Source organism: Mycobacterium sp. E735 (assembly GCF_001666955.1).
Classification (GTDB): domain Bacteria; phylum Actinomycetota; class Actinomycetes; order Mycobacteriales; family Mycobacteriaceae; genus Mycobacterium.
The window spans coordinates 1-13,500 of record NZ_LZIX01000273.1 but is presented as its reverse complement, the minus strand read 5'-3'; the positions used below and the strand labels follow the sequence as shown (position 1 = coordinate 13,500).

At 67.2% G+C, this 13,500-nt stretch carries 7 protein-coding genes and 1 pseudogene; all 8 read left to right on the top strand.

Features of this window, described 5'->3' with window-relative positions:
- The first annotated feature begins 158 nt into the window (after window positions 1-158).
- Window positions 159-1,169, top strand: coding sequence for an ABC transporter ATP-binding protein (locus tag A5704_RS22600; protein WP_067312439.1), 1,011 nt, complete (start codon window positions 159-161; stop codon window positions 1,167-1,169).
- A gap of 397 nt (window positions 1,170-1,566) precedes the next feature.
- Window positions 1,567-5,073, top strand: coding sequence for a DNA-directed RNA polymerase subunit beta (locus A5704_RS22595; protein WP_156737733.1), 3,507 nt, complete (start codon window positions 1,567-1,569; stop codon window positions 5,071-5,073).
- Between the two features lie 41 nt (window positions 5,074-5,114).
- The gene (locus A5704_RS22590; protein ID WP_067891162.1) at window positions 5,115-9,065 is read left to right on the top strand and encodes a DNA-directed RNA polymerase subunit beta'; all 3,951 of its coding nucleotides are present in this window, start codon (window positions 5,115-5,117) and stop codon (window positions 9,063-9,065) included.
- A gap of 144 nt (window positions 9,066-9,209) precedes the next feature.
- Window positions 9,210-9,965: a deoxyribonuclease IV gene (locus tag A5704_RS22585; RefSeq protein ID WP_067891160.1), complete on the top strand. Its 756-nt coding sequence runs from the start codon at window positions 9,210-9,212 to the stop codon at window positions 9,963-9,965.
- Between the two features lie 11 nt (window positions 9,966-9,976).
- Window positions 9,977-10,807, top strand: a complete 831-nt coding sequence (locus A5704_RS22580; protein ID WP_067891158.1) for a PHB depolymerase family esterase — start codon at window positions 9,977-9,979, stop codon at window positions 10,805-10,807.
- Window positions 10,808-10,858: 51 nt separating this feature from the next.
- Window positions 10,859-12,487, top strand: coding sequence for an acyl-CoA dehydrogenase family protein (locus A5704_RS22575; protein WP_067753436.1), 1,629 nt, complete (start codon window positions 10,859-10,861; stop codon window positions 12,485-12,487).
- A complete protein-coding gene (locus tag A5704_RS22570) occupies window positions 12,484-13,422 on the top strand; it encodes a crotonase/enoyl-CoA hydratase family protein (RefSeq protein ID WP_067753440.1) in 939 nt (312 codons plus the stop codon). Before A5704_RS22575 ends, A5704_RS22570 begins: the two co-directional genes overlap by 4 nt.
- 3 nt (window positions 13,423-13,425) lie before the next feature.
- A pseudogene (locus tag A5704_RS28525) lies at window positions 13,426-13,500 on the top strand (PaaX domain-containing protein, C- domain protein); the annotation flags it as partial.

The following is a 13,500-nucleotide window of genomic DNA, read 5'->3' as shown; positions in this document are numbered from 1 at the left end:
TAGGATGGCGGCCGCCGGCGACGGCCGGATCTCAGGTCAGCCAATTTTTCCCGGCTGTGCCTTGCAACCCTGATGCCGTGCAGCAAGCGTGCGCTACAGTGACTCATGCCACATAAAAGGGCAGGTGGCGGGCATGAGCGTCGACGGAAGGATCTCCCATGGGTGTCGCTATTGAGGTGAACGGCCTCACCAAGTCCTTCGGATCGTCGAGAATTTGGGAAGACGTGACCCTGGAGATCCCCGCCGGGGAGGTCAGCGTGCTGCTGGGGCCGTCCGGTACCGGCAAATCGGTGTTCCTGAAGTCCCTGATCGGCCTGCTGCGTCCCGAGCGCGGCTCGGTGGTCATCGACGGCACCGACATCCTGCAGTGCTCGGCCAAGGAGCTCTACGAGATCCGCACGCTGTTCGGCGTCATGTTCCAGGACGGTGCCCTGTTCGGTTCGATGAACCTGTTCGACAACGCCGCCTTCCCGCTGCGCGAGCACACCAAGAAGAAGGAAAGCGAGATCCGTGACATCGTCATGGAGAAGCTGCAGATGGTGGGTCTCGGCGGCGACGAGAAGAAGTTCCCCGGCGAGATCTCCGGCGGTATGCGCAAGCGCGCCAGCCTGGCCCGCGCCCTGGTGATGGACCCGCAGATCATCCTCTGCGACGAGCCCGACTCCGGTCTGGACCCGGTCCGCACCGCCTACCTGAGCCAGCTGATCCTCGACATCAACGCCCAGATCGACGCCACCGTCCTCATCGTCACGCACAACATCAACATCGCCCGCACCGTGCCGGACAACATGGGCATGCTCTTCCGGCGCAAGCTGGTCATGTTCGGCCCCCGCGAGGTGCTGCTGACCAGCGACGAGCCGGTCGTGCGGCAGTTCCTCAACGGCCGCCGCATCGGCCCGATCGGCATGTCCGAGGAAAAGGACGAGGCAACGATGGCCGAAGAGCAGGCCGCCCTCGAGGCCGGCCAGCACGCCGGCGGTGTGGAGGAGATCGAGGGCGTGCCGCCGCAGATCGTCGCGTCCCCCGGGATGCCCGAGCGCAAGGCCGTCGGCCGGCGCCAGGCGCGGGTGCGCGAGATCCTGCACACCCTGCCGCAGAAGGCGCAAGCCGCGATCATCGACGACATGGAGGGCACCCACAAGTACCGCGCGCACGAGGTCGGCGACTAGCTCGTCCGGCCCGAGGTTTCGCGATAACTTCGCGTAACTCCCCCGGCCCGCCCTCTTGACGACGGGCCGTAAACGGGCCAGTCTGTTGGGCAGCATGTATCCAGCGGAGAGTCGAGATGCCAGCCAGCGCCGATGTCCCTGGATGTCCTGTGCTGGACAGTTGAGGAATGCGCCGCCCTACGCTATTGTTGGACGTTGCGCTGGCTACCTCCTGCCCACCTCACCCGCCACCTGACACCGTGGTCTAAGCCTGAGCCCCCTGCAAGCGGCTTAGTTCTTTCACCGTGCGCGTGAGATCCGGACAGTTCGTTCGCCGGCCTAACCGACACAATTCGCGGCGAACGCAACCGGTGGTTCCGGTCTTCGTGAGTCGCACGAGGTGCTGGAAGGATGCATCTTGGCTGATTCTCGCCAGAGCAAAACGGATCGCCCACAAAGTTCCTCTAATGGAAGTTCCCTAAACGGCTCCGTCCCCGGAGCGCCAAACCGAGTTTCCTTCGCCAAGCTCCGCGAACCGCTCGAGGTTCCCGGCCTGCTCGACGTGCAGATCGACTCCTTCGAGTGGTTGATCGGCTCACCGCGCTGGCGCGAGGCCGCCACCGATCGTGGCGAGCCCAGCCCGGTCGGCGGCCTCGAAGAGGTGCTCTACGAGCTCTCGCCGATCGAGGACTTCTCCGGCTCGATGTCGCTGTCGTTCTCCGATCCCCGTTTCGACGAGGTCAAGGCGCCGGTCGACGAGTGCAAAGACAAGGACATGACGTACGCGGCCCCGCTGTTCGTCACGGCCGAGTTCATCAACAACAACACCGGCGAGATCAAGAGCCAGACGGTGTTCATGGGCGACTTCCCGATGATGACCGAGAAGGGCACCTTCATCATCAACGGGACCGAGCGCGTGGTCGTCAGCCAGCTCGTTCGCTCGCCCGGCGTGTACTTCGACGAGACCATCGACAAGTCCACCGAGAAGCTGCTGCACAGCGTCAAGGTGATCCCCAGCCGCGGCGCGTGGCTGGAGTTCGACGTCGACAAGCGCGACACCGTCGGCGTGCGCATCGACCGCAAGCGCCGCCAGCCCGTCACCGTGCTGCTCAAGGCGCTGGGCTGGACCAACGAGCAGATACACGAGCGGTTCGGCTTCTCCGAGATCATGATGGGCACGCTGGAGAAGGACAACACCGCGGGCACCGACGAGGCGCTGCTGGACATCTACCGCAAGCTGCGCCCGGGCGAGCCGCCGACCAAGGAGTCCGCGCAGACCCTGCTGGAGAACCTGTTCTTCAAGGAGAAGCGCTATGACCTGGCCCGCGTCGGCCGCTACAAGGTCAACAAGAAGCTCGGCCTGCACGCCGGCGAGCCGATCACGTCGTCCACGCTGACCGAGGAAGACGTCGTCGCGACCATCGAATACCTGGTCCGCCTGCACGAGGGCCAGGCCACGATGACCGTCCCGGGCGGCATCGAGGTGCCGGTGGAGACCGACGACATCGACCACTTCGGCAACCGGCGGCTGCGCACGGTCGGCGAGTTGATCCAGAACCAGATCCGGGTCGGCATGTCCCGGATGGAGCGCGTCGTCCGCGAGCGGATGACCACGCAGGACGTCGAGGCGATCACGCCGCAGACGCTGATCAACATCCGGCCGGTCGTCGCCGCGATCAAGGAGTTCTTCGGCACCAGCCAGCTCTCCCAGTTCATGGACCAGAACAACCCGCTGTCGGGTCTGACCCACAAGCGCCGCCTGTCGGCGCTGGGCCCCGGCGGTCTGTCCCGTGAGCGGGCCGGGCTGGAGGTCCGTGACGTGCACCCGTCGCACTACGGCCGGATGTGCCCGATCGAGACCCCGGAGGGTCCGAACATCGGCCTGATCGGCTCCCTGTCGGTGTACGCGCGGGTCAACCCGTTCGGCTTCATCGAGACGCCGTACCGCAAGGTGGTCGACGGTGTGGTCACCGACGAGATCCACTACCTGACCGCCGACGAGGAGGACCGCCACGTGGTGGCGCAGGCCAACTCGCCGATCGACGCGAAGGGCCGGTTCGAGGAGTCGCGCGTCCTGGTCCGCCGCAAGGCGGGCGAGGTCGAGTACGTGCCGTCGTCCGAGGTGGACTACATGGACGTGTCGCCGCGCCAGATGGTGTCGGTGGCCACCGCCATGATCCCGTTCCTCGAACACGACGACGCCAACCGTGCCCTGATGGGCGCCAACATGCAGCGTCAGGCGGTTCCGCTGGTGCGCAGCGAGGCGCCGCTGGTGGGCACCGGCATGGAGCTGCGCGCCGCGATCGACGCCGGCGACGTCGTCGTCGCGGACAAGGCCGGGGTGATCGAGGAGGTCTCTGCCGACTACATCACGGTGATGGCCGACGACGGCACCCGGCACACCTACCGGATGCGCAAGTTCGAGCGGTCCAACCACGGCACCTGCGCCAACCAGTCGCCGATCGTGGACGCCGGGGACCGGGTCGAGGCCGGCCAGGTCATCGCCGACGGCCCCTGCACCGAGAACGGTGAGATGGCGCTGGGCAAGAACCTGCTCGTGGCGATCATGCCGTGGGAGGGCCACAACTACGAGGACGCGATCATCCTCTCCAACCGCCTGGTTGAGGAGGACGTGCTCACCTCGATTCACATCGAGGAGCACGAGATCGATGCCCGCGACACCAAGCTGGGCGCCGAGGAGATCACCCGGGACATCCCGAACGTCTCCGACGAGGTGCTCGCCGACCTCGACGAGCGCGGCATCGTGCGTATCGGTGCCGAGGTTCGTGACGGCGACATCCTGGTCGGCAAGGTCACCCCGAAGGGGGAGACGGAGCTGACTCCGGAGGAGCGGCTGCTGCGGGCGATCTTCGGTGAGAAGGCCCGTGAGGTCCGCGACACCTCGCTGAAGGTGCCGCACGGCGAGTCCGGCAAGGTCATCGGCATCCGGGTGTTCTCCCGCGAGGACGACGACGAGCTGCCGGCCGGTGTCAACGAGCTGGTGCGCGTCTACGTGGCCCAGAAGCGGAAGATCTCCGACGGCGACAAGCTGGCCGGTCGGCACGGCAACAAGGGCGTGATCGGCAAGATCCTGCCCGTCGAAGACATGCCGTTCATGCCGGACGGCACGCCGGTGGACATCATCCTGAACACCCACGGTGTGCCGCGACGCATGAACATCGGCCAGATCCTGGAGACCCACCTCGGCTGGGTTGCCAAGTCCGGATGGAACATCGACGGTTCACCCGAGTGGGCGGCCAACCTGCCCGAGGGCCTGCTGCACGCGCAGCCGAACCAGATCGTGTCGACACCGGTGTTCGATGGCGCCAAGGAGGAGGAGCTGCAGGGCATGCTGTCGTGCACGCTCCCCAACCGGGACGGCGACGTCATGGTCAACGGCGACGGCAAGGCGGTGCTGCTCGACGGCCGCAGCGGTGAGCCGTTCCCGTACCCGGTGACGGTTGGCTTCATGTACATCATGAAGCTGCACCACCTGGTGGACGACAAGATCCACGCCCGCTCCACCGGCCCGTACTCGATGATCACCCAGCAGCCGCTGGGCGGTAAGGCGCAGTTCGGTGGCCAGCGGTTCGGTGAGATGGAGTGCTGGGCCATGCAGGCCTACGGCGCCGCGTACACGCTGCAGGAGCTGTTGACCATCAAGTCCGACGACACGGTCGGCCGGGTCAAGGTGTACGAGGCGATCGTCAAGGGCGAGAACATCCCCGAGCCGGGCATCCCCGAGTCGTTCAAGGTGCTGCTCAAGGAGCTGCAGTCGCTGTGCCTGAATGTCGAGGTGCTCTCGTCGGACGGCGCGGCGATCGAATTGCGCGAAGGCGAGGACGAGGACCTGGAGCGGGCTGCGGCCAACCTGGGAATCAACTTGTCGCGCAACGAATCCGCCTCCGTTGAGGACCTGGCTTAATCACTTTTAGTTACTAAACCCGCAAGGGGAAAGGGAGTTACGTGCTCGACGTCAACTTCTTCGATGAACTCCGTATCGGCCTGGCCACCGCGGAGGACATCAGGCAATGGTCTTACGGCGAGGTCAAGAAGCCGGAGACGATCAACTACCGCACGCTGAAGCCCGAGAAGGACGGCCTGTTCTGCGAGAAGATCTTCGGACCTACTCGCGACTGGGAGTGCTACTGCGGCAAGTACAAGCGCGTCCGGTTCAAGGGCATCATCTGTGAGCGTTGCGGCGTCGAGGTGACTCGCGCCAAGGTGCGCCGCGAGCGGATGGGTCACATCGAGCTGGCCGCGCCGGTCACGCACATCTGGTACTTCAAGGGTGTGCCGAGCCGCCTCGGTTACCTGCTCGACCTCGCCCCGAAGGATCTCGAGAAGATCATCTACTTCGCGGCGTACGTGATCACGTCGGTCGACGACGAGATGCGGCACAACGAGCTGTCCACGCTCGAGGCCGAAATGATGGTGGAGCGCAAGGCCGTTGAGGATCAGCGCGACGCCGACCTGGAGGCCCGCGCGCAGAAGCTCGAGGCCGACCTGGCCGAGCTGGAGGCCGAGGGCGCCAAGGCCGACGCCCGCCGCAAGGTGCGCGACGGCGGCGAGCGGGAGATGCGTCAGCTCCGCGACCGCGCCCAGCGTGAGCTGGACCGGCTGGAGGACATTTGGAGCACCTTCACCAAGCTGGCCCCCAAGCAGCTGATCGTCGACGAGAACCTCTACCGCGAGCTCGTCGACCGCTACGGCGAGTACTTCACCGGCGCCATGGGCGCGGAGTCGATCCAGAAGCTCATCGAGAACTTCGACATCGACGCCGAGGCCGACTCGCTGCGTGACGTCATCCGAAACGGCAAGGGGCAGAAGAAGCTTCGCGCCCTCAAGCGCCTGAAGGTGGTCGCCGCCTTCCAGCAGTCGGGCAACTCGCCGATGGGCATGGTGCTCGACGCCGTCCCGGTGATCCCGCCGGAACTGCGCCCGATGGTGCAGCTGGACGGTGGCCGCTTCGCGACCAGTGACCTGAACGACCTGTACCGCCGGGTCATCAACCGCAACAACCGCCTCAAGAGGCTGATCGACCTCGGCGCGCCCGAGATCATCGTCAACAACGAGAAGCGGATGCTGCAGGAGTCCGTCGACGCGCTGTTCGACAACGGCCGTCGCGGCCGCCCGGTCACCGGGCCGGGCAACCGTCCGCTGAAGTCGCTGTCGGATCTGTTGAAGGGCAAGCAGGGCCGGTTCCGTCAGAACCTGCTCGGTAAGCGTGTCGACTACTCGGGCCGCAGCGTCATCGTGGTCGGCCCGCAGCTCAAGCTGCACCAGTGCGGCCTGCCCAAGCTGATGGCGCTCGAGCTGTTCAAGCCGTTCGTGATGAAGCGGCTCGTCGACCTCAACCACGCGCAGAACATCAAGAGCGCCAAGCGGATGGTGGAGCGGCAGCGTCCCCAGGTGTGGGACGTCCTGGAAGAGGTCATCGCCGAGCACCCGGTGCTGCTGAACCGCGCGCCCACCCTGCACCGGCTGGGCATCCAGGCCTTCGAGCCGATGCTGGTGGAGGGCAAGGCGATTCAGCTGCACCCGTTGGTGTGTGAGGCGTTCAACGCCGACTTCGACGGTGACCAGATGGCGGTGCACCTGCCGCTGAGCGCCGAGGCGCAGGCCGAGGCCCGCATCCTGATGCTGTCTTCCAACAACATCCTGTCGCCGGCGTCCGGACGTCCGCTGGCCATGCCCCGACTGGACATGGTGACCGGGCTGTACTTCCTGACCACCGAGGTCGACGGCGACAAGGGCGAATTCTCGCCCGCCGCAAAGGATCAGCCGGAGGTTGGCGTGTACTCCTCGCCGGCCGAGGCGATCATGGCCGCCGACCGCGGCGTGCTGTCGGTGCGGGCCAAGATCAAGGTGCGACTGACGCAGCTGCGTCCGCCCGCCGAGATCGAGGCCGAGCTGTTCGGCGCCAACGGCTGGCAGCCGGGCGACGCCTGGATGGCCGAGACGACGCTGGGCCGGGTGCTGTTCAACGAGCTGCTGCCGGTGGGCTACCCGTTCGTGAACAAGCAGATGCACAAGAAGGTGCAGGCCGCGATCATCAACGACCTCGCCGAGCGCTACCCGATGATCGTGGTGGCGCAGACCGTCGACAAGCTCAAGGACGCCGGCTTCTACTGGGCCACCCGCAGTGGGGTCACCGTGTCGATGGCCGACGTGCTGGTCCCGCCGCGCAAGAAGGAGATCCTCGACCAGTACGAGGAGCGGGCCGAGAAGGTCGAAAAGCAGTTCCAGCGAGGCGCTTTGAACCACGACGAGCGCAACGAGGCGCTGGTGGAGATCTGGAAGGAAGCCACCGACGAGGTCGGTCAGGCGCTCCGCGAGCACTACCCCAGCGACAACCCGATCATCACGATCGTCGACTCGGGTGCCACGGGTAACTTCACCCAGACCCGAACGCTGGCCGGCATGAAGGGTCTGGTGACCAACCCGAAGGGTGAGTTCATCCCGCGTCCGGTCAAGTCGTCGTTCCGCGAGGGCCTGACGGTGCTGGAGTACTTCATCAACACGCACGGCGCCCGAAAGGGCCTGGCGGACACCGCGTTGCGTACCGCCGACTCGGGTTACCTGACCCGTCGTCTGGTGGACGTGAGCCAGGACGTCATCGTCCGCGAGCACGACTGCGAGACCGAGCGCGGCATCATCGTCGAGCTCGCCGAGCGTCAGCCCGACGGCACCCTGATCCGCGACCCGTACATCGAAACCTCGGCGTACGCGCGGACTTTGGGCACCGACGCGGTCGACGAGGCCGGGAACGTCGTCGTCGCGCGCGGCGAGGACCTGGGTGACCCGGAGATCGACGCCCTGCTGGCGGCCGGCATCACGCAGGTGAAGGTGCGCTCGGTGCTGACCTGCACCACGGGCACCGGCGTGTGCGCGACCTGCTACGGGCGTTCGATGGCCACCGGCAAGCTGGTCGACATCGGCGAGGCCGTCGGCATCGTCGCGGCCCAGTCCATCGGTGAGCCCGGCACGCAGCTGACCATGCGTACCTTCCACCAGGGTGGTGTCGGTGAGGACATCACCGGCGGTCTGCCCCGTGTGCAGGAGCTCTTCGAGGCACGCGTGCCGCGCGGTAAGGCGCCGATCGCCGACGTCACCGGGCGGGTTCAGCTCGAGGATGGTGAGCGCTTCTACAAGATCACCATCGTGCCCGACGACGGCAGCGAGGAAGTCGTCTACGACAAGCTCTCCAAGCGGCAGCGGCTGCGTGTGTTCAAACACGAAGACGGTTCCGAGCGAGTGCTTTCCGACGGCGACCACGTCGAGGTGGGCCAGCAGCTGATGGAAGGCTCGGCCGACCCGCACGAGGTGCTGCGCGTGCAGGGGCCCCGCGAGGTGCAGATCCACCTGGTCCGCGAGGTCCAGGAGGTCTACCGCGCCCAGGGTGTGTCGATCCACGACAAGCACATCGAGGTGATCGTTCGCCAGATGCTGCGCCGTGTCACCATCATCGACTCGGGCTCCACGGAGTTCCTGCCCGGTTCGCTGATCGACCGCGCGGAGTTCGAGGCGGAGAACCGCCGGGTGGTGGCCGAGGGCGGCGAGCCCGCGGCGGGCCGTCCGGTGCTGATGGGTATCACGAAGGCGAGCCTCGCCACCGACTCGTGGCTGAGTGCGGCGTCGTTCCAGGAGACCACGCGAGTGCTGACCGATGCGGCGATCAACTGCCGCAGCGACAAGCTCAACGGTCTGAAGGAGAACGTGATCATCGGAAAGCTGATCCCGGCCGGTACCGGCATCAACCGGTACCGCAACATCCAGGTGCAGCCGACCGAGGAGGCCCGGGCCGCCGCGTACACGATCCCGTCCTACGAGGATCAGTACTACAGCCCGGACTTCGGCCAGGCGACTGGAGCCGCGGTTCCGCTGGACGACTACGGCTACAGCGACTACCGGTAGTCGACACAGAAAAAGCCCCGGGCACTCGCCCGGGGCTTTTTCGTACCCGCTCGTACCCGCCGACTGTCACGCCAGCGTGGCTCTCGCGACCCAATGTCACGCTGGCGTGACGCTCGCGTCGGCCGCCCTTACTACACTGGCGACGTGCTCATCGGTTCACACGTCCACAACGAAGACCCGCTGGCGGCCGCCCAGGCGGACGGGGCCGACGTGGTGCAGTTCTTCCTCGGCAACCCGCAGAGCTGGAAGAAGCCCAAGCCCCGCGACGACGCCGGCACGCTCAAGGCGTCGGCCGTGCCGCTCTACGTCCACGCGCCGTACCTCATCAACGTGGCGTCGGCCAACAACCGCATCCGCATCCCGTCGCGCAAGATCCTGCAGGACACCTGCGACGCGGCCGCGGAGATCGGCGCGACGGCCGTGATCGTGCACGGCGGCCACGCCGACGACGACGACATGGAGGCCGGGTTCGAGCGGTGGGTCAAGGCGCTGGACTACCTGGAAACCGATGTGCCCGTGTACCTGGAGAACACGGCGGGCGGCGACCACGCGATGGCGCGTCACTTCGACACCATCGGCAAACTCTGGGATCACATCGGCGACAAGGGAATCGGCTTCTGCCTGGACACCTGCCACGCCTGGGCCGCCGGCGAGGCGCTGGTCGACGCGGTCGAGCGGATCAAGGCGCTGACCGGCCGCATCGACCTGGTGCACTGCAACGACTCGAGGGACGCGGCGGGCTCGGGCGCCGACCGGCACGCCAACTTCGGCACCGGCCAGATCGATCCCGAGCTGCTCGTCGCGGTGGTCACGGCGGCCGCTGCACCCGTCATCTGCGAGACCGCCGACGAGGGACGCAAGGACGACATCGCGTTCCTGCGGGAAAAGACCGGCGGCTGAGATCTCCGCCCGTGCTCGGTCGGCTCGCAACGCTCCTCGGGGTCGTCCTCCTGGTCGCGAGCTGTTCGCCTGGTCCGCCCTCGGGCTTCGTCACCGGGACCAGCCTGCACCACCTCGATGTGGGCGGACACGATCGCAGCTACCGGCTCTACGAGCCGGCGGGCAAATCCGCATCGCCTCCGCTGGTCGTCGTGCTGCACGGCTATTCCGGGAGCGCCCGGCAGGTCGAAAGGGATTACGGCTGGGACGAATTGGCCGATTCGGCCAAGGTCGTCGTCGCCTACCCGGACGGGCTGGACCGGGCCTGGAACGTCGACGGGGAGACCTGCTGCGGCCGGCCGGGACGGGAGGGCGTCGACGACGTCGCGTTCATCAGCGCGGTCGTCGCCGACGTCGCCAAGCACGTCGGCACCGACCCCGCCCGCGTCTATGTCTCCGGAATGAGCAACGGCGGCATCATGTCCTTTACGCTCGCGTGCGCCACCGACATCTTCGCCGCGATCGGCCCGGTCGCCGCCACGCAGCTGACTCGATGCCCCAACCCGCGTCCGACGTCGATCATGCACATTCACGGCACGGCGGACCGGCTGGTGCCCTACGGCGGCGGGCAGGGTTTCAGCGTGATCAACGGCCCCGCGGTGCCCGAGGTGAATGCGTTCTGGCGCAACGTCGACCAGTGCGCAAGCCCGGCCACCACCAGCAATGGCCCGATCACCACGTCGACGGCGGGCTGCGCAGGCAACCGCGGCGTCACGCTCATCACGATCGATCAGGGCGGCCACGAGTGGCCGCCGTTCGCCGCCCGCACCCTGTGGGAGTTCTTCGCCGCGCACCCACGGTGACGTCGCATTACACCTCTTGTGCGGCTGTCGAAAAAATGTAACATGAGGGGCATGTCGGATACGCATGTCGTCACCAACCAGGTTCCCCCGCTGGAGAACTACAACCCCGCGACGTCCGCGGTACTCGCCGAGGCCCTGATCCGTGAGGGTGGGGAATGGGGCTCCGAAGAGGTGACCGAGGTGGGGGCGATCGCCGGCGGCGCCCAAGCCCAGCGCTGGGGCGAGCTCGCCGACCGCAACCGGCCCATCCTGCACACCCATGACAAATACGGCCACCGGGTCGACGAGGTCGAGTACGACCCGGCCTACCACGAACTGATGCGCACGGCGATCGCCAGCGGCATCCACGCGGCACCGTGGGCCGACGGGCGCCCGGGCGCCCACGTGGTGCGTGCGGCCAAGATGTCGGTCTGGAACGTCGAGCCCGGCCACACCTGCCCGATCTCGATGACCTACGCCGTCGTCCCCGCGCTGCGCTACAACCCCGAACTCGCGGCGGTCTACGAGCCGCTGCTCACCAGCCGCGAATACGATCCCGAGCTCAAGCTGGCCACCACCAAACGCGGCATCACCGCGGGCATGTCGATGACCGAGAAGCAGGGCGGCTCCGACGTGCGGGCGGGGACGACGCAGGCCACCCCGAACGGCGACGGCACCTACAGCCTCGTCGGTCACAAGTGGTTCACCTCGGCCCCGATGTGCGACATCTTCCTGGTTCTCGCGCAGGCCCCGGGCGGGCTGTCCTGCTTCCTGCTGCCGCGGGTGCTGCCCGACGGCAGTCGCAACCGCATGTTCCTGCAGCGGCTCAAGGACAAGCTGGGCAACCACGCCAACGCGTCCAGTGAGGTCGAGTACGACGGCGCCACCGCATGGTTGGTGGGCGAGGAGGGCCGCGGCGTCCCCACCATCATCGAGATGGTCAACCTGACGCGGCTGGACTGCACCCTCGGCAGTGCCACCAGCATGCGCACCGGCCTGACCCGCGCGATCCACCACGCTCAGCACCGAAAGGCGTTCGGCGCCTATCTGATCGACCAGCCGCTCATGCGCAACGTGCTGGCCGACCTGGCCGTGGAGGCCGAGGCCGCCACCATCGTCGCGATGCGGATGGCCGGCGCCACCGACAAGGCGTTGCGCGGCGACGACCGGGAGGCGTTGCTGCGCCGCATCGGGTTGGCGGCCAGCAAGTACTGGGTGTGCAAGCGCGCTACCCCGCACGCCGCCGAGGCGCTGGAATGCCTGGGCGGCAACGGCTACGTCGAGGACTCGGGCATGCCGCGGTTGTTCCGTGAGGCGCCGCTGATGGGCATCTGGGAGGGCTCGGGCAATGTGAGCGCGCTGGACACGTTGCGCGCCATGGCAACTCGCCCCGAATGCGTCGAGGTGTTGTTCGGTGAACTCTCCGAAAGCGCCGCGGCCGACCCGCGACTGGGCGCGCACGTCGACCGGCTGCGGCAGGACCTGAGCGACCTGGACACCATCGCGCATCGGGCCCGCAAGGTCGCCGAGGACATCTGTCTGGCGCTGCAGGGCTCGCTGCTGGTGCGCCACGGCCACCCCGCGGTCGCCGAGGCCTTCCTGACCACCCGGCTCGACCGTCGGTGGGGCGGCGCGTTCGGCACGATGCCCACCGGGCTGGACCTGGCTCCCATTCTCGAGCGTGCTCTAGTAAAGGGATGACTCACGCGATCAGGCCGGTCGACTTCGACAACCTGAAGACGATGACCTATGAGGTCACCGATCGGGTTGCCCGGATCACCTTCAACCGGCCGGAGAAGGGCAACGCGATCGTCGCGGACACCCCGCTGGAGCTCTCGGCGCTGGTGGAGCGCGCCGATCTGGATCCCAATGTGCACGTGATCCTGGTGTCGGGTCGTGGCGAGGGCTTCTGTGCGGGCTTCGACCTGAGCGCGTACGCCGATCGCACCGGCTCGGCCGGCGGGACCGGCGCCTATGCGGGCACCGTTCTCAGCGGAAAAACCCAGGCGGTCAACCACTTACCCGATCAGCCGTGGGACCCGATGATCGACTACCAGATGATGAGCCGGTTCGTGCGCGGCTTCTCCAGCCTGATGCACGCCGACAAGCCGACGGTGGTCAAGATCCATGGCTATTGCGTGGCCGGCGGCACCGACATCGCGCTGCACGCCGACCAGGTGATCGCTGCCGCCGACGCCAAGATCGGGTACCCGCCGACCCGGGTATGGGGCGTCCCGGCGGCGGGCCTGTGGGCGCACCGGCTGGGCGACCAGCGCGCCAAGCGCCTGCTGTTCACCGGCGATTGCATCACCGGGGCTCAGGCCGCCGAATGGGGCCTGGCGGTCGAGGCGCCGGAGCCCGAAGACCTCGACGAGCGCACCGAGCGGCTGGTGCAGCGGATCGCCGCGGTGCCGGTCAACCAGCTGATCATGGTCAAGCTCGCGCTCAATTCGGCTCTGCTGCAACAGGGTGTGGCCACCAGCAGGATGGTCAGCACCGTGTTCGACGGTGTCGCCCGGCATACCCCCGAAGGCCACGCCTTCGTCGCCGACGCAACCGAACACGGCTTCCGGGAAGCGGTGCGGCATCGCGACGAGCCCTTCGGTGACTACGGCCGCCGCGCGTCACAGGTCTAGCCCATGGCCACCATGACGGCCCGGTCGGTGGTGCTCAGCGTGCTGCTGGGCGCCCACCCGGCGCACGCCCGGGCCAGC